16 protein-coding genes and 1 tRNA gene are annotated in these 21,030 nt (G+C 73.9%); 6 read left to right on the top strand and 11 right to left on the bottom strand.

Going from position 1 to position 21,030, the window contains the following annotated elements; translation table 11 throughout:
* Positions 1-86: 86 nt before the first annotated feature.
* Positions 87-728, top strand: coding sequence for a TMEM175 family protein (locus EV562_RS03760; RefSeq protein WP_208298278.1), 642 nt, complete (start codon positions 87-89; stop codon positions 726-728).
* Here EV562_RS03760 and EV562_RS03755 read toward each other — a convergent pair.
* The 4 genes from EV562_RS03755 to EV562_RS03740 form a co-directional block, all read right to left on the bottom strand.
* Positions 706-1,869, bottom strand: a complete 1,164-nt coding sequence (locus EV562_RS03755) for a Gfo/Idh/MocA family oxidoreductase (protein ID WP_133885174.1) — start codon at positions 1,867-1,869, stop codon at positions 706-708. The genes EV562_RS03760 and EV562_RS03755 overlap by 23 nt on opposite strands.
* A 114-nt stretch (positions 1,870-1,983) precedes the next feature.
* Positions 1,984-2,337, bottom strand: coding sequence for a cupin domain-containing protein (locus tag EV562_RS03750; protein WP_133885173.1), 354 nt, complete (start codon positions 2,335-2,337; stop codon positions 1,984-1,986).
* Positions 2,338-2,531: 194 nt separating this feature from the next.
* Positions 2,532-3,455: a bile acid:sodium symporter family protein gene (locus tag EV562_RS03745; RefSeq protein WP_133885172.1), complete on the bottom strand. Its 924-nt coding sequence runs from the start codon at positions 3,453-3,455 to the stop codon at positions 2,532-2,534.
* Between the two features lie 192 nt (positions 3,456-3,647).
* Positions 3,648-3,721 (bottom strand) — tRNA-Pro (locus tag EV562_RS03740).
* 211 nt (positions 3,722-3,932) lie between these two features.
* On the opposite strand from EV562_RS03740, the gene EV562_RS03735 reads away from it, so the two are divergent.
* Positions 3,933-4,607, top strand: coding sequence for a glutathione S-transferase C-terminal domain-containing protein (locus EV562_RS03735; protein WP_133885171.1), 675 nt, complete (start codon positions 3,933-3,935; stop codon positions 4,605-4,607).
* A 152-nt stretch (positions 4,608-4,759) separates the two neighbouring features.
* Here EV562_RS03735 and EV562_RS03730 read toward each other — a convergent pair whose 3' ends face one another.
* Positions 4,760-5,839: a hypothetical protein gene (locus tag EV562_RS03730; protein ID WP_133885170.1), complete on the bottom strand. Its 1,080-nt coding sequence runs from the start codon at positions 5,837-5,839 to the stop codon at positions 4,760-4,762.
* A gap of 95 nt (positions 5,840-5,934) precedes the next feature.
* Between EV562_RS03730 and EV562_RS03725 the strand changes: the two genes are divergently transcribed.
* Positions 5,935-7,749, top strand: a complete 1,815-nt coding sequence (locus EV562_RS03725; protein WP_133885169.1) for a LuxR family transcriptional regulator — start codon at positions 5,935-5,937, stop codon at positions 7,747-7,749.
* A 61-nt stretch (positions 7,750-7,810) separates the two neighbouring features.
* Here EV562_RS03725 and EV562_RS03720 read toward each other — a convergent pair whose 3' ends face one another.
* Entirely contained in the window at positions 7,811-10,717 is a 2,907-nt protein-coding gene (locus EV562_RS03720) for a CHAT domain-containing protein (protein WP_133885168.1), read from the bottom strand.
* A 145-nt stretch (positions 10,718-10,862) separates the two neighbouring features.
* Between EV562_RS03720 and EV562_RS03715 the strand changes: the two genes are divergently transcribed.
* The 3 genes from EV562_RS03715 to EV562_RS03705 all read left to right on the top strand — a co-directional run bounded on the left by EV562_RS03715 (position 10,863) and on the right by EV562_RS03705 (position 13,461).
* Positions 10,863-12,296, top strand: coding sequence for a S8/S53 family peptidase (locus EV562_RS03715; RefSeq protein WP_133885167.1), 1,434 nt, complete (start codon positions 10,863-10,865; stop codon positions 12,294-12,296).
* A gap of 8 nt (positions 12,297-12,304) precedes the next feature.
* Entirely contained in the window at positions 12,305-12,943 is a 639-nt protein-coding gene (locus EV562_RS03710; protein ID WP_208298276.1) for a sigma-70 family RNA polymerase sigma factor, read from the top strand.
* Positions 12,944-13,029: 86 nt separating this feature from the next.
* Entirely contained in the window at positions 13,030-13,461 is a 432-nt protein-coding gene (locus tag EV562_RS03705; RefSeq protein ID WP_133885377.1) for a hypothetical protein, read from the top strand.
* A gap of 274 nt (positions 13,462-13,735) precedes the next feature.
* On the opposite strand, the gene EV562_RS03700 is transcribed toward EV562_RS03705, so the two are convergent.
* The 5 genes from EV562_RS03700 to EV562_RS03680 all read right to left on the bottom strand — a co-directional run bounded on the left by EV562_RS03700 (position 13,736) and on the right by EV562_RS03680 (position 20,820).
* Complete coding sequence (locus EV562_RS03700; RefSeq protein WP_133885165.1) at positions 13,736-14,533, bottom strand: N-formylglutamate amidohydrolase; 798 nt, start codon at positions 14,531-14,533, stop codon at positions 13,736-13,738.
* 99 nt (positions 14,534-14,632) lie between these two features.
* Positions 14,633-16,852, bottom strand: coding sequence for an NADP-dependent isocitrate dehydrogenase (locus tag EV562_RS03695; protein WP_133885164.1), 2,220 nt, complete (start codon positions 16,850-16,852; stop codon positions 14,633-14,635).
* Between the two features lie 102 nt (positions 16,853-16,954).
* A complete protein-coding gene (locus EV562_RS03690) occupies positions 16,955-18,034 on the bottom strand; it encodes a mechanosensitive ion channel family protein (RefSeq protein ID WP_166661543.1) in 1,080 nt (359 codons plus the stop codon).
* Between the two features lie 204 nt (positions 18,035-18,238).
* A complete protein-coding gene (locus EV562_RS03685) occupies positions 18,239-19,753 on the bottom strand; it encodes an amino acid permease (RefSeq protein WP_133885163.1) in 1,515 nt (504 codons plus the stop codon).
* Between the two features lie 56 nt (positions 19,754-19,809).
* A complete protein-coding gene (locus EV562_RS03680) occupies positions 19,810-20,820 on the bottom strand; it encodes a hypothetical protein (RefSeq protein WP_133885162.1) in 1,011 nt (336 codons plus the stop codon).
* Positions 20,821-21,030: the final 210 nt, after the last annotated feature.

Raw genomic sequence — 21,030 nt, 5'->3', positions numbered from 1 at the left:
CGGCCGGCACCGCGACCGTGTGACGCGCGCCGCCGCCCCGGGCGTGTGACGCGGTCGTCCGAGCGGTCCCTCCTACCGTCGGGACCATGTGGAAATCGACTCCGGCCGGCAGCCCGGAACGGGTGGTGGCACTGGCCGACGGCGTCTTCGCCATCGCCATCACCCTGCTCGTCCTGGACTTCTCCGTGCCCGGTGACCTGGACGCCGCCGCCTACCGTGCCGAACTGCGCGACCTGGCACCCAACTTGGGGGCGTACGCGCTCAGCCTGCTGGTGCTCGGACTCTTCTGGCGCGACCACCGCCGGATCTTCGGCTTCGTCGAGCGGGTCGACGGCCAAGTGATCACCCTCTCCCTGGTCGGCCTCGGCGTCGCGGCACTCGTTCCCTTCCCCACCAAGCTCATCTCCGAGTACGGGCGGGAGCCGGTGTCCGTCGCCGTCTACGCGGCCGCGGTCGCCGCCCTGGGCGCCTCCCACCTCGCCCTGGTCGTCGTGCTGGCCCACCGGCCCTGGCTGCGCGGCGACACCGCACCCGAGGAAGGGTTCCTGCTCTACGGCGCGGACATCGCGGCGTCGGTGGTGGTCTTCGCGCTGAGCGTTCCGCTCGCCCTGGCGGTCGGTCCCGCGGCCATGTGGAGCTGGCTCGTGCTGGTCCCGGTCAAGGGCCTGCTCGGCCGGTGGGTGACGCGGGCCCGCCGCGGCGCCGTCAGCCGGGCGGCTCGGGACTGACCCAGGTGCCGCGCTCCGCCGACCGCGCCATCGCGTCGAGTACGGCCGCGCTGTGCACCGCGTCCGTCAGGGTGGCGCCGTACGGCGTGCCTTCCGCGACGGAGCGCAGGAAGCGGTGGGCCTCGACCACCTTCAGGTCGTCGTAGCCCATGGCGTTGGCGGCACCCGGCTGGAAGGCCGCGAACTCGCCGTGCCCCGGGCCGACGTAGACCGTGCTGACGGGCTGGTCCTGGTACGCCGTGCCGCGGCTGACGCCCAGTTCGTTCATGCGGCGGAAGTCCCAGTGCACCGCGCCCGTGGTGCCGTGCACCTCGAAACCGTAGTTGTTCTGTTCGCCGACCGAGACCCGGCAGGCCTCCAGCACACCGCGGGCCCCGGAGGCGAAGCGCAGCAGGCAGCTGACGTAGTCCTCGTTCTCGACCGGTCCCGGCTCACCGCCCGCCGCCCGGGCGTGTCCCGCCGTGGCTCCGGTGGGGCGCGCCCGCTCGGGCAGGAAGACGGCCGTGTCGGCGGTCAGGGACGCGATCTCGCCGAGCAGGAAGCGGGCCAGGTCGGCGCCGTGCGAGGCCAGGTCGCCGAGCACCCCGCTGCCGCCGCGCTCCCGCTCGAACCGCCACGTCAGAGCGCCCTCGGGGTGGGCGGCGTAGTCACTGAAGAGCCGGATGCGGGCATGGGTGACCGCGCCGATCTCCCCGGCGGCGATCAGGTGGCGGGCCGCCTCGACGGCGGGCGCGTTGCGGTAGTTGAAGCCCACCGCCCCCTGCACGCCCGCCTCGGCCACCGCGTCCGCCACCGCGCGGGCGTCCCGCGCGGTCAGGCCCACCGGCTTCTCGATCCAGATGTGCTTGCCCGCCGCGGCCATCGCCACGGCGATCTCACGGTGCAGGAAGTTCGGCGCCGTGATGCTGACCGCGTGGACCCGCGGGTCCGCGGCCACCTCGCGCCAGTCTCGGGTCGTCGAGGCGAACCCGAACTGCGCGGCGGCCTCCTCGGCCCGCCCGGGCACCTCCTCGGCGACGGTCACCAGCTCCGGGCGCAGCGCGAGGTGCGGGTAGTGGTGCCGGACCCGGGCGTACGCCTGGGTGTGCACCCGGCCCATCCAGCCGAAACCGACGACGGCGACACCGAATGCCTGGACCATGAGCGCCCCTCTTCGGACCTGTCCGTGATCTCACCAGCGTGATCTGTCCAGGCCACCCTGGGCGGCCATCGGCATCATGTCAACCTTTTGACAGGACAAAGTCCGGACCGGGTCTCAGGCCGGGCCGAGGTCGATGGCGTAGGCCTTGCGCAGCGTCTCGTGCACCGTCCACGTCGTACGGTCGCCCTTGCGCAGGACGGCCAGGTCGCCCGGCCCGACGGTGAGGGTGGGGCCGCCCGCCACCTCGATGGTGGCCGAGCCGCTGAGCACGACGAACATCTCGTCCGCCTCGGTGTCGGTGACGACGCCCGGCGTGATCTGCCAGACGCCCCGCACCCGGCGGCCGTCCGGCGACTCCCAGACCACCTTCCCGGTCACTTCGGGGGTGCCGGACACGATCTGGTCGGCGGAGAGCGGCTCGGGTTCGAGCTCGGCGTCGGGGACGTGGACAACGAGGCTGTGGGTCATGCCGCGACGGTAGCCGTGCCCCGCGGTGCGCCGGAGGAGACAGGGTGTGGGGCATCCGGCCCCCGGCCCGGACACTTCGTCGCGGCGGCACAGGGCCCGATGGAACGCAGACAGGATGGTTGACAGTTCTGTCCGGCCGGCGCGGGGCCTCCAGGCAGAACGGGACTCGACCCCTGCCCGGCCGGCAGGTCAGGTCACCGCCCCCGGCGCGACAACCACGCGGCGACCACCGCGCCGGAGACGTTGTGCCAGACGGAGAACACCGCGGCCGGCAGCGCCGCCAGGGGGCTGAAGTGGGCGGTGGCCAGCGAGGCGGCTAGGCCGGAGTTCTGCATGCCCACCTCGAAGGCCATGGCCCGGCTGCCCGGCTCACCCAGCCGGCCGAGGCGCCCCGCACCGTAACCGAGCGCCAGACCGAGCCCGTTGTGGAGCACGACCGCGACGAGGACCAGCCCGGCGGCCGACTTGATGGCGTCCGCGCTGCCCGCCACCACGACCGCCACGATCACGGCGATGGTCAGCGCGGACAGCCAGGGCAGTGCCGGCAGCGCGCGCCGCACGTACCGTCCCGCCAGGAGTCGCACGACGACGCCCGCGAGGACGGGCAGCAGCACCGTCTTCAAGATGTCCGTGACCATGGACCCGGCGTCCACCGGGAGGTACTCGCCGGCGAGCAGCAGTGTCAGCGGCGGGGTGACCAGCGGAGCGACCAGGGTGGAGACGGTGGCGACGGAGACCGACAGGGCCACGTCGCCGCGCGCCAGGTAGGTCACGACGTTGGAGGCGGTGCCGCTGGGCGCGCAGCCCACCAGGATGACGCCGGCGGCGAGCTGCGGGGACAGGTCGAGCAGATGGGCGATCGCCCAGCCGAGCCCCGGCATGATGACGTAGTGCGCGACCAGTCCGAGCGCCACCGCCCAGGGGCGCTTCGCGACCCCGCGGAAGTCCTCCGGGGTCATGGTGATGCCCATGCAGAACATCACGACGCCCAGCAGGTACGGCACCGCCTCGCCCCACCCGGTGAAACTCCCGGGGAGCAGCAGCCCGACGGCGCCGGCCAGGAGGACGAGGACCGGGAAGACGGTCACGGCGCGCCGCGCGGAGCGGTCGCCGGCCACGTCGTCACCCGGGGGTTCGGGTCGTTCGGTTCGATCGGTTCGTTCGGGTCGATCGGTTCGTTCGGTACGCACCGTGCGAGACAACGCCTGGTGGGGGGCCCGGCGCAACGCCGTCTCGCGATGTGATCAGCCACCGGGCCATGGGAAAAGGGCCCCCGCGAGCTTCCGCCCGCGAGGACCCTTCACGCACCGTCGGGACGACAGGATTTGAACCTGCGACCCCTTGACCCCCAGTCAAGTGCGCTACCAAGCTGCGCCACGTCCCGGTGCCGCGATCGGTGTTCTCCGTGATCGCGCTGGTCAAGCCTACCCCATGCGCGGGGCGGAGCGGCGTCGCGGCCGGCCCCTCCCCACCCGCTCCCGGTGACGCCGCGAGCCCCTCTCGGGGGGTGGACACCCTCTTGACGCGCTCCGGGTGCCGGTCGACACTTCCCCAGTAATCCTAGTGAACAGGTAGGGAATCACCCGGGGAGAACCATGTCCGTCACACCGCTCGCCCCTGCCCCCGCCTTCCGCGGACGCATCGGCCGCGATCCGCGCAGCGGCCACTACGCCGTACCGCGCCGCTATCGCCTCCACCTGTCGCCCGGCCACGACGACTGTCTGGGCATCGCCGTCGTGCACGCCCTGCTCGGTCTGGACGAGATCTGTCCGGTGACCCTGCTGGACCCGCGCCCCGACTGTCCCGACGGCGGGTACGCCGCCCTGCGGCCGCTGTACGAGGCCAGCGCCCACCACTACCGGGGACCGGCCGTCGTGCCGGTGCTCAGCGACGGCTGGTCGGGCCGGATCGTCAGCACGCACGCGCGTCACATCACCCGTGACCTCGCCCGGTACTTCACCTCCGTCACGGGTCCCGTGCTCTACCCCCGCGGCACCGAGGCGGAGACCGAGGCGGTCGAGGAACTGTGCGCCCGCAGCACCGACCCCGAGGCCCTGCCCGGCGTGCTGGACGCGCTGGAGAACCGCCTGTCCGCGCACCCCTACGTCCTGGGCGACCGGCTCACCGCCGCCGACGTCGAGGTGTGGGCGGCCCTGGTCCGCCGGGACACCCCGCACGGCGCGGACGACCACCCCGCCCTCTGGTCCCACGTGCGGCGCCTGACCGCCCTCCCGGCCTTCGGCCGTCACCTCACGGGCCGCCCCGCCTGATCACCCCGGAGCAATGGCCGTGTCCGCCGCCCCCCAGCGGCGGACACGGCACGGGCCGCGGAACGTCCACCCTCCCCCGAAGGAGACGTTCCGCGGCCGGCCCCCGGCGCCGGACCGAGGCCGCGGCGACCGGGTGTCGGTGAGCCGCGCGGTCACCAGTACATGACCGCCGTCTCGCCCGCACCCCACGAGGAGTACAGGCGCACCCTGACGACATAGCGGCGGCCCTTGACGAGACGGGCCTTGATCGTGGCGTTGCGGGGTGTTCCCCCGTCGTCCTGTCCGGCGAAGTAGCGGGGCACGCCGTCCCGCTCCTCGAAGACGACGACGACGGCGTCGCTGTCGCCGAAGGTGCCCACCGTGTACTCGCGGGTCTCCGGCGGGTCCACCCGGAAGTCGGCCTGCTCGTCGGGCCCGAGGCCCAGCGGCACCGAGCGGAACGGCACCAGCGGACCGGGGCGGACGGTGGGCGGGTACCAGCGCAGGGCGAACTCCTTGTCGGCGGCGGAGAGGGTACCGGGCGGGTGCAGGCCGGAGCGGTAGTGCTCCGGCTCCAGGATCAGTCCCGAGGGGAAGGGATACTCCATGATCGACTGGGGGTCCCAGACCGGGCCGTTGGCCTCGTCGCCGTCGAGCTTGCGCAGGATGTTGTGGAAGGTGCGCTCCCGGGTCCAGTGGTTGGGCGGGCCGGCCAGCTCCGAGTAGACCGCCTCGTCGTCCCAGAGGAGGCCCGCGAACGGGCTCTGGTGTTCGTGCAGCATGCCGAGCGCGTGCCCGATCTGGTGCAGGGCCGTCGCACGCTCACCCGGCGCGGTCAGGTCCCAGCCGAAGTTCATCGTACGGTCGTTCAGACCGACCCGGAGCGCGTCCTTGCCCACCGCCGACCAGGACCCGTCGCCGGGCTGGAAGCCGATCCGCAGCTCCGCCTCCGACCGGTCCCCGACCTCGGTGAGACCGATCCCGATGCCGAGGTCCCGCCACTCCCGGAAGCAGTCGCGCACCACGTCCCGCTGCTCCTCGGTCCCCGCCCACGACCCGCGCCGAGGCCGTCCGGTGCCCGGCATCGGGACCACCGAGGCGTCGGTGTCGCCCCCCAGGAAGCAGTAGTGCAGCACGGTTCCGTTGACCCACATCCGCTGCCCGCCCACGAGCGCGGCGACCCGCTCGGCGGCCAGCCCCGGAGCGAGCACGGGGCCAGGCTGCCGCGCGAGCGAGCAGTAGCGTGCGGTCATGCCCGTCAGCGTGCCCTGCGCGCCGCCACGGCGCCTGAGTCGAGGGATACTCAACCCACCCTGTATCAGGACCGAGTAGGCCGACTCATGTTCCCGTGACGAGTTCTGAACGGGATGCCAAGACACTGGAGACCCCCTGGCCGTTCACCGGACGGTCGGACGAACTGGAGCTGGTGCGCCGGTCCGTGGGGGCCGGGCACGCCGGGCTGGTGGTGACAGGAGCCGCGGGCGCGGGCAAGACCCGGCTGGTCACGGAGGCCGTACGCGGCACGGACTGCGCCCGGGCCGCCGGGACGCCCGAGACCCGGGACACCCCCTTCGCCGCCTTCGCCCACCTGCTGCCCGAGGCCGTCACCCTGCACCGGGCGGTACACCTCCTGTCCGGCGTACGGCTGCTGCTGGTCGACGACGCACACCTGCTCGACGACGCCTCCGCCGCCCTCGTGCACCAGCTCGCCGTGCACCGCCGCACCCGCCTCCTGGTCGTCGCCACCGACGGAGCCCCCGTACCGGGCGCGGTGTCCCGGCTGTGGACCGGGGAGCTGCTGCCGCGCCTCACCCTGCGGCCGATGCCCCACGAGGACACCGCGCGACTCCTCACGGACGGCGCCGGCACCCGCCTGGAACCCCTGACCCTCGACCGGCTGCACCGTCTGAGCCGGGGCGATCTGCGACTGCTGCGCGAACTGCTCTCGGCCGTGCGGGAGGAGGGCCTGCTCGTGCCGGTGCCGGGCACGGACCAGCGGGCGTGGCGGGGACCGGTGCCCCTCACCCCCGCGGTGCGCGAGCCCGCCGCCCGCGTCCTGGACCGCGCCCGCGCCGACGAGCGGGAGACGCTCGACCGGCTCGCCTTCGCCGAGCCCCTGACCCTGCTCCTGGACGGGGGCGCCGACGCCTTCGGCCTGCGGGCCCTGGAGCGGTTGGAGTCCGAGGGCCTGGTGGTCGTCGATGACGACGGCGGCGCCCGTCTCGCGCACCCCCTGCACGGCCCGGTCCTGCGCGCCGCCGCCGGCCGGCTGCGGACCCGGCGCCTGGCCCGCACCCCCGACCGCACCGGCCCCGCCCTGGAGGCGGAGCGGGCCGCCCTCGCCCGGCGCATCGAGCAGGCCGACGTACGGGAGAGCGAAACCCCCGTCGGTGACTGGCTGGCCGCCGAAGGGACCGCACTGCCGCCCGACTACGCGGCGCTGCGGGCCCGGTTCGCACGGCTGCGGGGCCGGCTGTCCGACGCCGCGGCCTGGGCCCGCGAGGGCCTGCGGACCCGTCACGACGACCCGGCCTGCCTCGACGAACTCGCGCTGGCCCTCGCCCAGTCGGGCGATGGACCCGGCGGGAGCGGCGGCACGGCCGCGGCCTGCGCCACCTGGGCCGCCGCCGCACGCGGCGACCTCGAAGAGGCGGTCGGGACGGCAGCCGCGGGCGACCCGTACGACGCCGTCCGGCTCGGTGCGCCCCAGCGGGCGGGTGGCCGGCTGACCGGTGTCTTCGCCGCGCACGCCCACGCCCTGGCGCGGGAGGACGGACCGGCGCTCGACCGGGTCGCCGAGGAGCTGGAACGGCGCGGCTTCCTGCTGTTCGCCGCCGAGGCGAACGCCCAGGCCGCACGCGCCCACCGCGACCCGACCGCCACCCGCACCGCCCGTACCCGTGCCGTCGCCCTCACCCGGCGCTGCCAAGGAGCCCGCACCCCCGCGCTGTCGGGTCTGGTGCTCGGTGAACTCACCGCCCGGCAGCGGCAGATCGTCACCCTCGCCGCCGCGGGCCTGAGCAACCGGCAGATCGCCGAGCGGCTCACCCTCTCCGTCCGCACCGTCGGCAACCACCTCTACGGTGCCTACACCCGCCTCGGCGCGGGCGACCGCGGCGCCCTGCCCTGCCTCGTGGAACTGCCCGAGCCCCAGCCCGCCTGACCGGGGCGGCCGGGACCGGGGCCCGACCTGTCAGGGGCCTGGGGCACCGGCCGGGAGGGCCTCAGGCCGCCCCGAACGCCGAGAAGGCCCACCCCGTCGCCTGGTGCACGGCGTCGTCCGGCAGCGAGGCCCGTGCGTCACGCAGCGCCTCCGCCAGGGACAGGCCCGCCTCCAGCCCCTTGTGCAGCGCGAGCATCAACGGCACCGCGGCGGCGTCGTTCACCGGCGCGGTGCACGCCACCACGCCGGCCGTGCCCAGCGGCAGCAGCGCGGTGACGAGGCCGAGCAGCTCGTCGGCGCCGACCGACGCGAACCGCGCGGTGTCGCAGCACGGCAGGATGATCCGGTACGGGCTGCGGTCGAGCCGCTCGAAGTCGTGCACGATGAGCGGCCCGTCCGCCATCCGCAGCGACGAGAACAAGGGGCTGTCCGCCCGGAAGGTGCCGTGCGCCGCGATGTGCGCCAGCGCGGCGCCGTCCAGTTCCCGCAGGACCCGCGGCACCCGCGCCGCGTCGCCTTCCAGCACGACCGTCCCGCCCCGGGGAGCGGCGCCCGCCCCCGGCCCGTCCGCAAGCCCGCGCCGCTCGTCCCCCGGCCACTCCCGGCCCGTGCCGTCAGGCCCCCGGCCCGTGCCGTCCGGTCCCCGGCCCGTGCCGTCCGGTCCCCGGCCCGTGCCGTCCGGTCCCCGGCCCGTGCCGTCCGGTCCCCGGCGAGCGGACTCCGCGCCGTCCACGGGCGGGGAGACACGCGGTGCGCCCGACGGTTCGCCCGTCCCCGTCGCACCCCCGGGCGACGGCGTTCCCGCCCCGTCGCCCGCCGCCGTCCGCGGCCCGGCGTACCGGTCGGCCAGTTCCGGCACCTCGGCGCCGCCGCTGGCCAGACCCGGACCGCGCACCAGGACCAGGCGGCCGCCGGGCGGGGGAGCGGTGTCCCGGGCGCGCAGCCAGCTGTTCGCCGACGGTGACACGCTCAGGACCCGTTCGCGCAGCGCGGGCAGCAGGGCCCACGGCACCCGGTGCAGCCGGCCCGGCGGGACCACGACGACCGGACCCGGGCCCAGGTGCGCCGCGGCCGGTCCGAGAAGCAGGCGCTCCAGCCGTGCGCCGGCCGCCTCCATCAGCGGCAGCCGCGCCTCGGCGCCCGGGTGGGCCAGCCGCCGCAGCCCCGCCTGCACGTGCTCGGCCTCCACCTCCGCCTCGGCCAGCAGCCCGGCCTCGAACCGCCGCACCCGGCCCTGCCCGCACAGCAGCACGTGCACGCGTCCGTCGAGCACCGCCAGCTCCACCAGCCGTACGTCGTCGCCCAGCCGCCGCAGCAGCCGCCCCACGTCGAACCGGTCGCCGCCGCCGGGCGCCTCGCCCCGCATGTGCAGGGTCCGGGAGCGGATCTCCCGCTCCAGGCGCCGCTGTTCGCGCTCCAGGGCCAAAGCGGGCCGGCCACCGTCCGTGCGGGCCTCCTCCGCACGGGAGGCGAGCTCCCGGAACGCCGTCATGGCGGTCAGCAGCACCGGATCGGCCGGCGGCCGGGTCGGCGGCGCCGACAGCACCGTCGCCCGCCAGCGCTCGCTCCAGTCCAACAGCCGCCGAGGTCCGCCCGAGACCAGCGACGCCCGCTGCGCCAGCGCCGCCAGCTCCGCTCCCTGCGCGGTGGCCCGGGCCCGCAGCTCCGAGGCGCCGAGCGTCATCCGGTGGTCGTCGAGGACGTCGAGACCGCGACGGCCGGCCTCCAGCACACCCCGCGCCGACCCCGCCGCACGCGCCCGCAGCGCCTGCGCCGCCCAGCCCGTCATCCGCGCCAACGGCGGTCCGCTGTGCCGGCTGCGCGCGGCCACCGCCAGATGCCGCTCCGCGTCCGCCGTCCAGCCGAGGCCAAGCGCGATCCGGCCCGCGAGCAGCGAGGCCTCCGGCGCGGCCGGCGCGCCGAACGCCGCCAGCCGCTCCGCCACCGCCGCCGCGTCCGCGACCAGCCGGCCGGAACCGCCTCCTGTGGCGACCCGCGCCTCGATCAGCACCAGCCGGGCGTGCGTCTCGTACCAGGTGCGCCGCTGCCCGGCGAACAGCCGCACCGCGACGGCCGCGCGCGCGAGCGAGGTCTGCGGCTCTCCCGCGAGCCGGGCCGCCCGCGCGGCCACCAGCAGCAGCTCCGCCCTGCGGGTGGACTGCCCGCCGATCCCGTCCAGCGTGGCGAGCGCCGCGTCCGCCTCCGCCAGCGCCTCCGTGGCCAGACCCGCCGCCATCAGCACCTCGCAGCGCCGGATGGTGAGCATGAACGTCGGCGTGCCCAGCTTCGCGTACCGCTCCTCGGCCTCGTCGAGGAGCCGCAGCGCCGCCGGCACGTCGCCCGCGCGGAACGCCGCGAGCCCCCGGCTCTCCACCGCGTCGGCCTTGTCGTGCTCCTGGCCCGTGGTGTCCCACAGCGCCTCGGCCGCCGTGAAGTCCGCGTCGGCCCGTTCCACCGAGCCCTGTGCCAGGTGCACGGTCGCCCGTAGCGTCAGCGCCCGCGCCGTCCAGATCACGTCGTCCGCCTGCCGCAGCACCGGGATCGCCCGCCGCACGTCCTCCAGCGCCTCGCCGTGCCGGCCGAGCACCCACCACACGTACGCCCGCCGGAACAGCACGCGCGCGCGGGTGTGCCCGCTCCCGCGCGCCACGCCCCGCTCGAACGCGGCCAGCCCCTCCCGCGTGCGCCCGGCGTGCACCAGCGCGACCCCCAGCGTGGCCAGGACGTCCGCCTCCCGCTCGGCCGAGTCGGCGCGGGCGGCGAGATCGCGGGCGCGCCGCAGATGGGCCAGGGCCCGCCGGGTGTCGCCGAAGTCCCGCTGCCAGATGCCGATCACCTGATGGGCGACCGAGGCGTGCAACGGCGAGGGGTCGGCGCCGAGCACCTCCTCCGCCCGCGTCAGCGCTTCGCCCGGGGCGGCGAACACCATCGGCAGCAGTTCGAGAACCGAGTCGTTTCGCGCCGTCACCCCACGGATGGTAGTGCTCCGCAACCACGCCCCACAGGTTCGAGTCTGTATCAATCGGTGGCCTCGGGACTCTGGTTGACGACCGCCGCCACCGCCGTGGTCACGACCGCGGCCACGACCGGCACCGCTCAGTGGGGGAGAAGCCATGGCACCACAGCGATTCCGCGAGCAGTTCGACCAGATCCAGCGCTCGATGCCGGACGTACCGCTGGCCATGGGCCCGGACGACTCCGCCGAGTTCTTCTACGAGAAGGGCGTCGTCCTCGCCCGCGACGGCGAGGAGGCCCGCCTCGTCGAGGACACCGTGCGCGACCACTTCACCGCCATGGCCGGACTGACACCGGACCACGTGCGCCGGGCGAGCCCAGAGACCAACCGCACCGGCATCACCCGCATCCGGGTCGCCGACCCCGGCGAGGGCGACGGCGGCGGTGACCCCACGGTCGCCCACGCCCTGCGCTCCCTGCGGACCGTGGAGGGCCGCGCGGGCCGCCGGCTGATCAGCCGCAACCACGTCGTCTCCATCGCCGTCAACGCCTGCCCCGGCGACGAGCCCGTACCCGTCCCGTTGAGCGAGCCGCCCAACCCGGCCGCCGACGGCACGCCGTACGACGCCGCGACCGCCGTCGGCGTCCTCGTCGTCGACACCGGCCTCATGAACGACTACCGGTCCTACCCGCTGCTGGCCCACACCGAGGGCGACGCCCAGATCAGGGAGTGCGGCGACGACGGCGTCCTGTGCCAGTACGTCGGCCACGGCACCTTCATCGCCGGGCTCGTCGCCGCGGTGGCGCCCAACACCGACGTGACCGTCCGCAACACCCTCAACGACGCGGGCGCGATCCTGGAGTCCGAGCTGGGCGAGAAGCTCTTCGAGGCCGTCGACCGCGGCGGCTGGCCCGACATCCTCAGCCTGTCCGCCGGCACCTCCAACGGACGCACCGACGGCCTGCTCGGCGTCCACGCCTTCATGGAGGAACTCCGCGACCAGCGCACCCTGCTGGTCGCCGCCGCCGGCAACAACGCCAGCGCCACCCCCTTCTGGCCGGCCGCCTACGCCACCCTCCCCGGCTGGGAGGACTCGGTGCTGTCGATCGGCGCGCTGCGCTCCGACGGCGAGTTCGGCGCCTGCTTCAGCAACCACGGCGCCTGGGTGCGGGCCTACGCCCCCGGCGAGCGCCTCACCAGCGCCCTCACCGGCTTCGACACCCCGGTGCCGTACGTCTACCAGCACTCCACCTACGACTCCTGCCGCTACGGCTTCACCTACCCCTGCACCTGCCAGTACCCCCGGCACAACGGGGTGCTGAGCGAGCCGGGCGAGGCGCCCGCCAAGCCGGACCAGGTGATGTTCGAGGGACACGCGCAGTGGAGCGGAACCTCCTTCGCCGCCCCCGTGGTCGCGGGCCTGGTCGCCGCCCGCATGACGGCGCACGAGGAGACCGACCCGCGCGCGGCCGGCGGGCAGTTGCTCGCGGCCGGCACCGAGTACGCGGAGGTGCGCGGGGCGCACGTGCCCGCGCTGCTGCCGCCCACCTGGCACCCGGTCTCCGTCGACCCGTCGGCCGGCGGGTCGTGAACGGGCTGATGCCGGTCGGAACCATCCGCTCCACGGCGTACGATGGCACGTCGTACACGAGGGGTGGGACCGTGGACCGTGCAGAGGTCGGGGCGCTCGTCCAGTCGGCGGCCGACGGGGACGCGGCGGCCTGGAAGTCACTGGTGGACGGGCTCGGCCCGCTCGTGTGGTCCGTGGCCAGGTCGCACGGGCTGTCCGACGCCGACGCGCACGAGGTGTACCAGACCGCCTGGTTCCGCTTCGCCCAGCACCTGGGCCGGATCCGGGAACCCGAGAAGACCGGTTCCTGGCTGGCGAGCACGGCACGGCACGAGTGCCTGAAACTGCTCAAGGCATCCAGGCGGTGGACGCCGACCGACGACCCGCAGCTGCTCGACCGGCCGAGCGAGGACCGTACGCCGGAGGAGTCGGTGCTCGACTCCGAGGAGGCCGCCGCGCAGACCGAGCGGGTACGGCTGCTGTGGCAGGAGTTCGAGGAACTGGGCGAGCGGTGCCGCCAGTTGCTGCGGGTGCTGATCTCCTCGCCGCCGCCCAGTTATCAGGAGGTGTCCACCGCGCTGGGGATCGCGGTGGGCAGCATCGGGCCGATGCGCCAGCGCTGCCTGCGCCGGCTGCGGGCCCGGCTGGACGCACGGGGGACGAAGTGAGCGACCTTCACGACGAGTTCGACGAGTTCGACGGGCACGGCGAGTACGCCGCGCACGGTGAGTCCGACGGGGACGCGGACGCCGAGCTGCACGACGGTCTGCTGGAGGAGGAGCTGCGGCAGGCCGCCGCGATCCTCGACCCGGTCCCGGCCGAGCTGCGGCGGATCGCGGTCGACGCCTTCGCCCTGCACGACCTGGACGCCCGCGTCGCCGAGCTGGTCTTCGACTCGCTGGTGGACGGCATCCCCGTCAGGGGGGAGGCGGACCCGCCGCGGATGCTCACCTTCCGCGCGGACGGGGTCACCGTCGACGTCGAGGTGACCGCGGACGGCCTGATCGGCCAGCTGCTGCCGCCGGGCCCGGCCGGGATCGAGGTGCTGAGCGGCCCGCGGGCCCATGCCCGGCTGACGGCGGACGACATGGGCCGGTTCACCGGCGCGGCCCCGCCCGCCGGACCGTTCGCGCTGCGGCTGCGCACCGGCCGGGAGGTGGTCGTGACGGAGTGGCTGCGGGCCTGAGCGCGCGGCCCCATGGGTGCGGCGGGCCGGCACAGGGCGTACGCGGGCCCGGAACGTGATCCGCCGCCGGCACCCGTTCGGAGGCGGAGGCCGTCGGGCTCGCGGGCCGCAGCGGGCGCGCGGGCAGGCCGCACGCGGGCGCTGCGGGTCGGTGATCCGGCGCTTCGGCGCTCCGGCGCGTCGGCCCGTGCGGGACGGCGCCGGGCCCGGAGACCGCCGGCGCCCGCCTGCACGTCGTCGTTCCGTGCCACGTCCGCGCCGTGGTCCGGGACCCTCAGCCCGACACGGCGTCGACGAGCGCCGCCAGCGACGCGGCGAGCCGGGACAGACCGGGTCCCGCCGGGCCGCCCGGCTCCGTCATGTAGGTGTCCCGGCGGATCTCCACCATCAGCGCCGTGACCTCTCTGCGCCTGCCGTAGAAGTCCAGCGGCACGTACGCCCCGGTGAACGGGCTGTCCGGAGCGGTCTCCCCGCACGGGGCGAACGCCCTGCGGGCCGCGGCGAGCAGCTCCGGCGGCGTGTGGAAGCCGTCGGTGCCCAGGCAGACGGGCGGACGCGGCCCCGCGCCGTGCAGCTCGTAGGGGAGCGGCTCGGTCGGGTAGGAGTGCACGTCGACGATCACGGCCCGGCCGGTGACCGCGAGCCGGTCGGCGACCGCCTCGGTCATCGCCCGCGCGTAGGGCCGGAAGTAGCGCTCGATCAGCGGCTCGGGGTCCGTGCCCCGCGGGCGCAGCGCCGCACGGTGCGAGGTGCGCGTGTACACGGCGCCCATCCCGACGGCCGTCATCTCCTCCCGCTCGTCCGGGAACCGCTCCGGGTCGGTCACCAGCCGCGAAGCACGGTTCACGAACCGCCAAGGCGTGCGGGCGGCCAGTGCCGCGGCCCGCTCGGCGATCTCGGCCGTGTGCGAGTCGGTCATGTGGTCCAGCTCCCGCTCCAGCTCCGCGTCCGTGAGCACGATGCCGGTACGGACGTCGGCGGGGATCTCGCGGGAGGAGTGCGGCACGTGCAGGATCACGGGGGAGGCGGCGGCCCCCGGGACGAGGGCGAAGGAGGCGGGGGCGTCGGGCATGAGGAGTGCTCCGGAGCTCTGAGGGGCGATGACAGACGGGCACCCCGCCTCCGGCGAGCGGAGACGGGGTGCCCGTGGGACGCGCGGGGCTCCCGAGGATCAGGCGAAGGACGCCAGCGCCTCGTTCCAGGTGGCCGACGGGCGCATGACCTTGGCGGCCTTGGCCGGGTCGGGCTGGTAGTAGCCGCCGATCTCGGCCGGCTTGCCCTGGACGGCGTTCAGCTCCTCGACGATCTTCTGCTCGCTGGCGGTGAGCGTCTCGGCGAGCGGGGCGAAGGCCTTGGCCAGGTCCGCGTCGTCGGTCTGCCCGGCCAGCTCCTGCGCCCAGTACAGGGACAGGTAGAAGTGGCTGCCGCGGTTGTCGATGCCGCCGACGCGACGGGTCGGGGACTTGTCCTCGTTGAGGAAGGTCGCCGTGGCGCGGTCGAGCGTGTCGGCGAGGACCTTGGCACGGGTGTTGCCGGTGGCCTCGGCGTACTGCTCGAGGGACGGCACCAGGGCGAAGAACTCACCGAGGGAGTCCCAGCGCAGGTAGTCCTCCTTGACCAGCTGCTGGACGTGCTTGGGCGCGGAGCCGCCGGCGCCGGTCTCGAAGAGGCCGCCGCCCGCCATCAGCGGGACGACCGACAGCATCTTGGCGCTGGTGCCCAGCTCCAGGATGGGGAAGAGGTCGGTCAGGTAGTCGCGCAGCACGTTGCCGGTCACCGAGATGGTGTTCTCGCCGCGGCGGATGCGCTCCACCGACAGCTTGGTGGCCTCGACCGGGGAGAGGATCTTGATGTCCAGGCCCTCGGTGTCGTGCTCCGGCAGGTACGCCTTCACCTTGGCGATCAGGTTGGCGTCGTGGGCGCGGCCCTCGTCCAGCCAGAACACGGCCGGGTCGCCGGTGGCGCGGGCGCGGGTGACGGCGAGCTTCACCCAGTCGCGGATCGGGGCGTCCTTGGTCTGGCAGGCGCGGAAGATGTCACCGGCGGAGACCGTCTGCTCCAGCACGGCGTTGCCCGCGGCATCGACCAGGCGGACCGTGCCCGTGGTGGGGATCTCGAAGGTCTTGTCGTGGCTGCCGTACTCCTCGGCCTTCTGCGCCATCAGGCCGACGTTCGGGACCGAACCCATGGTGGAGGGGTCGTAGGCGCCGTTGGCGCGGCAGTCCTCGATGACGGCCTGGTACACGCCGGCGTACGAGGAGTCCGGGATCACGGCGAGAGCGTCGTGCTCCTGGCCGTCCGCGCCCCACATGTGACCGGAGGTGCGGATCATGGCCGGCATGGAGGCGTCGATGATGACGTCGGACGGCACGTGCAGGTTGGTGATGCCCTTGTCGGAGTCGACCATGGCCAGCTCCGGGCCCTCGGCCAGCTCGGCGTCGAAGGACGCCTTGATCTCGGCGCCCTCGGGCAGGGACTCCAGGCCCTTGTAGATGCCGCCCAGACCGTCGTTCGGCGTGAGGCCGGCCTTGGCGAGCACGTCGCCGTACCGGGCGAAGGTCTTCGGGAAGAAGGCGCGGACCACGTGGCCGAAGATGATCGGGTCGGAGACCTTCATCATCGTGGCCTTCAGGTGCACCGAGTAGAGGATGCCCTCGGCCTTGGCACGCGCGACCTGCGCGGTGAGGAACTCGCGCAGCGCGGCGACGCGCAGCACGGAGGCGTCGACGACCTCGTCCTTCTTCACCGGTACGGACTCGCGCAGCACGGTCGTGGTGCCGTCGTCGCCGACCAGCTCGATCCGCAGGGTGCCGTCCTCGGCGATCACCACGGACTTCTCGGTGGAACGGAAGTCGTTCTCACCCATGGTCGCGACGTTGGTCTTGGAGTCGCCGGTCCAGGCGCCCATGCGGTGCGGGTGGGTCTTGGCGTAGTTCTTCACCGACGCCGGGGCACGACGGTCGGAGTTGCCCTCGCGCAGGACCGGGTTGACCGCGGAGCCCTTGACCTTGTCGTAGCGGGCGCGGACGTCGCGCTCCTCGTCGGTCTTCGGGTCGTCCGGGTAGGCCGGCAGCGCGTAGCCCTGGTCCTGCAGCTCCGCGACGGCGGCCTTGAGCTGCGGGATGGACGCCGAGATGTTCGGCAGCTTGATGATGTTGGCGGCGGGCGTCTTGGCCAGCTCGCCCAGCTCCGAGAGGGCGTCCGGGATGCGCTGGTCCTCGGTGAGGTACTCCGGGAACAGGGCGATGATGCGGCCGGCCAGCGAGATGTCGCGGGTCTCGACCGCGACACCCGCCTGCGAGGCGTACGCCTGGACCACCGGCAGGAACGAATACGTCGCCAGGGCCGGGGCCTCGTCAGTGTGTGTATAGATGATGGTCGAGTCAGTCACCGGGTGCTCCGCTCCACGTCTGCAACATTGCTCGACATCAAGATATCTCCTGATCGACCTCGGCTCGACAGGGGTGGCCGGGAGATTCCGGCCACCCTGCGGTCAGACGAGCGGAAGGGCGTCCTCGCCCGCCCGCTGCTGCGGGAGCACCACGGCCCCCTGCTGGAGCGCGACCGTCCGGGCCGGCGCCGGGATCCGGATGCCCTCGGCGCGGTAGCGCTTGTGCAGGCGCTTGATGAACTCGTGCTTGATCCGGTACTGGTCGCTGAACTCGCCCACGCCGAGGATCACCGTGAAGCCGATCCGCGAGTCGCCGAAGGTGTGGAACCGGATCGCCGGCTCGTGGTCGGGCACGGCGCCGCCGACCTCCGTCATCACCTCGGAGATCACCTCGGTCGTCACCCGCTCCACGTGGTCCAGGTCACTGTCGTAGGACACCCCGACCTGGACCAGGATCGTGAGCCGCTGCTCGGGCCGCATGAAGTTGGTCATGTTGGACTTCGCGAGCTGCCCGTTCGGGATGACGACCAGGTTGTTGGACAGCTCCCGGACGGTGGTCTGCCGCCAGTTGATGTCCTCGACGTACCCCTCCTCGCCGCTGCTGAGCTGGATGTAGTCACCCGGCTGCACGGTCTTCGAGGCGAGGATGTGGATGCCCGCGAAGAGGTTGGCCAGCGTGTCCTGGAGGGCCAGCGCGACGGCCAGACCGCCGACGCCCAGGGCGGTGAGCATCGGCGCGATGGAGACGCCCAGCGTCTGCAGCATCACCAGGAAGCCGATCGCCAGCACCAGGATCCGGGTGATGTTGACGAAGATGGTGGCCGATCCGGCGACCCCGGAGCGCGAGCTGGTCACCGTCCGCACCAGACCCGCGACCACCCGGGCCGCGGTCAGCGTCACCACGAAGATCAGCAGCACCGTCAGCACCTGGTTGACGCTGTGCTGCACCGCCCGCTTCAGCGGCAGCGCCGCCGCCGCGCCGGCCGCCCCGGCGGCGATCGCCGCCCACGGCGCCACCGTGCGCAGCGCGGCCACGATCACGTCGTCGCCGCCCCAGCGGGTGCGCCCGGCGTGACCCGCCAGCCAGCGCAGCAGCAGCCGCAGCAGGAACGCGCCCAGCAGACCCGCCACCAGCGCGATGCCGGCGGGCAGCAGGCGGTCCATGGTCAGGTCCTCGGTCACCGGCCGCCTCCAGGGGGCGCGACCGCGGCGAAGTCCTTCGCCGACGGCCGCGTGTGCTTGCTCGTCACGTCGTCACCTGCTCGATAACGGGATGTCGGGGATGTGCGACCCGGCCGAACCGCAAGGCAGTTCGACCGGTGCGAGGTCATCCTGCCGCATCCCGAGCGGTGTTCCGCACCGCGCCGAGGCGCCGGAGCGGGTGCTTCAGACGATGCCCTCGGCCAGTTCCGCCTGCTCACGGTCGTCGCCGTAGGCCGCGGTCGTCGGCGTGCCGTAGGAACGGCGGGCGACGAACCACCACACCGTGGCCAATACCAGTACGACGGCCAGCGCCACGACGGCGTAGTTCATCGTGTCGGCCGTCACCGGGGACGACTGGGGCAGGCAGAACAGCACGGTGACCAACGCCACCCACACCACCGCGACCCACCCGACCGGCCTGCTCCACCGCCCCAGGCTCCACGGGCCCGGCGTGAACCGGTCGCCGGCCCGCAGCCGCAGCAGCACCGGGATCGCGTACGCCGGGGTGATGCCGATGACGTTGATGGCGGTCACCGCGCCGTACGCGGTAGCCGAGTACAGGGACGGCAAGGCGAGCAGACAGGCCACCGCCACCGACAGCCACACGGCGGCCACCGGCGTCTGGGTGCGGGCGGACACCTTGCGCCACAGCGACGAGCCCGGCAGGGCGCCGTCCCGGCTGAACGCGAACACCATCCGGCTGGCGGCGGCCACCTCCGCGTTGCCGCAGAACAGCTGCGCCACGATCACCACGAGCAGCAGCGCGCTCGCGCCGTCCGTGCCCAGCCCGTCGAGGAGGATCTGCGCGGGCGGCACACCGGTCGCGGTGTCGCGCGTGGCGTCGTAGTCCTGGATGGCGAAGGTCAGCCCGGCCAGCAGCACGAAACCCGCCAGCCACGACACCCAGATGGCCCGCACGATGCCGCGCGCCGCCGACACCGAGGCGTTCGAGGTCTCCTCGGAGAGGTGGGCGGAGGCGTCGTAGCCGGAGAAGGTGTACTGGGCGAGCAGCAGCCCGATCGCGGCCACGTACAGCGGGTTCTCCCAGCCGGTGTCGTTGACGAACTCGGTGAAGACGAAGGACGGCGACTGGTGGTGGTCGGGGACGATCACCAGTGCGCCGACGATCAGCGCCACACCGGCCAGGTGCCACCACACGCTCACCGAGTTGAGCACGCTGACCAGCCGCACGCCGAAGAGGTTGAGGGTGGCGTGCAGCAACAGGATCACGACGAAGATCAGCATCGTCTTCTCCGGCGTCGGCTCGAAGCCCCACTGCAGGTTCAGGAACGCGCCGGTGAACAGCGCCGCCCCGTAGTCGATCCCGGCGATCGCGCCGAGCAGCCCCAGCAGGTTCAGCCAGCCGGTGTACCAGCCCCAGCGCCGGCCCCCGAGCCGGTCGGCCATGTAGTACAGCGCGCCGGAGGTCGGATACGCGCTGGTGACCTCGGCCAGTGCCATCCCGACGCACAGCACGAACAGGCCGACTCCCGCCCAGCCCCACAGCATCACGGCGGGGCCGCCGGTGCCCAGGCCGAAGCCGTACAGGGTCATGCAGCCGGACAGGATCGAGATCACCGAGAAACTGATCGCGAAGTTGCCGAAGCCGCCCATGCGGCGGGCCAGCACCGGCCGGTAGCCGAGTTCGCGCAGGCGCTGTTCCTCGTCGTGGACGGTCGGTTCAGACGGGCGGGACAAGGGAGACCTCCGGGGACGGAAGGGGGGAAGGGTGGAAGGGACGGAAGGGGTGGGGGTCAAGAGCGGCGTCGGTCACCGCCCCGGCCGCGGGCGGCCGAGCGGCTGCGCGTGCGGGCCTGGAGGAAGACCTCCACCGCCCGCCGGGCCGAGCCGTCGCCCGGGGTGCGGCAGGCCCAGGGCATCGGCGTCCAGTAGGGGCCGAGCGCGTCGAACACCTGGTTCGCCTCGCGGAACTTGAGGGCGCCCCACAGCGCGTGGGCCAGGTGGTTCAGGTCAGGCAGGGAGCGCTCGTCCCGCTGGGACAAGGTGAACCAGGAGTCGAACGCCTGCCGTGCCTCACGGGTGGCGTCCTCCGCCACCCAGTGCAGATCCAGCGCCGCCTCCCGCGCGGCCGAGCGGCGGTAGCGCTCGACCCGCACGTACAGCGGCAGCACGTGCAGCGCCGAGCCCGGCGGCGCCGAACCCGCCGCCCAGTGCGCGAACCCCGCCGCCTGGGCGAGCCGTTCGGAACCGCCGCGCGGATACAGGAACTGCAGCATGCGGTGGTGCGCCTCGCGGTTGTACGGGTCCCGCTTGGCGGCCTCGGCGAGCAGCCCCCAGGGCCCCGGCGGCAGCATCGGCTCCGGCGGGGCCATCCGGTGCTCCTCCCAGCGCTGCCCCTCGTCCAGCCGGGCCAGCGCCAGCAGGCACACCCACGGCACCGGGTCCTGGGGCACGGCCCGGGCCGCCGCGTCGCAGGCGTGCCAGGCCTGCAGCCACAGTTCGCGGGTGCGGGGGTGGTCCTCGCGGTGCGCGCGCAGCGCTCGCTCCACGACGACCCGCGCGTGCATCACCGCGGCCGCCACACTGTGCGGCTCCTCCTCGAGCCAGGTCCGCACCACGTCCGTACCGGCCGCCGAGGCGGCCAGCACCTGGGTGCGTCGCGTCCACTGCGACCAGGTGCCGGTCTGTTCCAGCAGGGTGCGCATCGACATCCAGCGTCCGGCCCGCACCTCCTGGAGGGCGGAACGCAGCGCGGTGTCGTGGCCGGCGGGGTCGTAGGCGGGCTGTGCTCCGTCTCTGGCCATCAGGCGCCCGCTGACGGGAGCGGAACGATCCGGACGGCAGCATGGCGTAACAAACAGCCCTCCCCGGGGGCGGCGGTGCGGTCGATCGGTCGGCGCACACTATAGAGGCGGAGGTTCCGCCTCTGTTCGCTTTTGAGCGAGCGGCACAAAACCTTCGCCACCAGCGCCAACCGACCGACGATCAGCCGCCCTTGACGCGCTGTGGCCGCA

It is taken from the genome of Streptomyces sp. BK208 (assembly GCF_004364245.1).
In the GTDB taxonomy this organism is placed as follows: Bacteria; Actinomycetota; Actinomycetes; order Streptomycetales; family Streptomycetaceae; genus Streptomyces.
The sequence above is the reverse complement of the archived record's forward strand: the minus strand, read 5'-3'. Positions and strand labels throughout refer to the sequence as shown.

What these genes read in the sequence shown, in the direction of transcription:
- EV562_RS03760 (WP_208298278.1), top strand. Translation starts at nt 87, where the DNA reads ATGTGGAAATCGACTCCGGCCGGCAGCCCGGAACGGGTGGTGGCACTG.
- EV562_RS03755 (WP_133885174.1), bottom strand. Translation starts at nt 1,869, where the DNA reads ATGGTCCAGGCATTCGGTGTCGCCGTCGTCGGTTTCGGCTGGATGGGC.
- EV562_RS03750 (WP_133885173.1), bottom strand. Translation starts at nt 2,337, where the DNA reads ATGACCCACAGCCTCGTTGTCCACGTCCCCGACGCCGAGCTCGAACCC.
- EV562_RS03735 (WP_133885171.1), top strand. Translation starts at nt 3,933, where the DNA reads ATGTCCGTCACACCGCTCGCCCCTGCCCCCGCCTTCCGCGGACGCATC.
- EV562_RS03730 (WP_133885170.1), bottom strand. Translation starts at nt 5,839, where the DNA reads ATGACCGCACGCTACTGCTCGCTCGCGCGGCAGCCTGGCCCCGTGCTC.
- EV562_RS03715 (WP_133885167.1), top strand. Translation starts at nt 10,863, where the DNA reads ATGGCACCACAGCGATTCCGCGAGCAGTTCGACCAGATCCAGCGCTCG.
- EV562_RS03710 (WP_208298276.1), top strand. Translation starts at nt 12,305, where the DNA reads ATGCCGGTCGGAACCATCCGCTCCACGGCGTACGATGGCACGTCGTAC.
- EV562_RS03700 (WP_133885165.1), bottom strand. Translation starts at nt 14,533, where the DNA reads ATGCCCGACGCCCCCGCCTCCTTCGCCCTCGTCCCGGGGGCCGCCGCC.
- EV562_RS03680 (WP_133885162.1), bottom strand. Translation starts at nt 20,820, where the DNA reads ATGGCCAGAGACGGAGCACAGCCCGCCTACGACCCCGCCGGCCACGAC.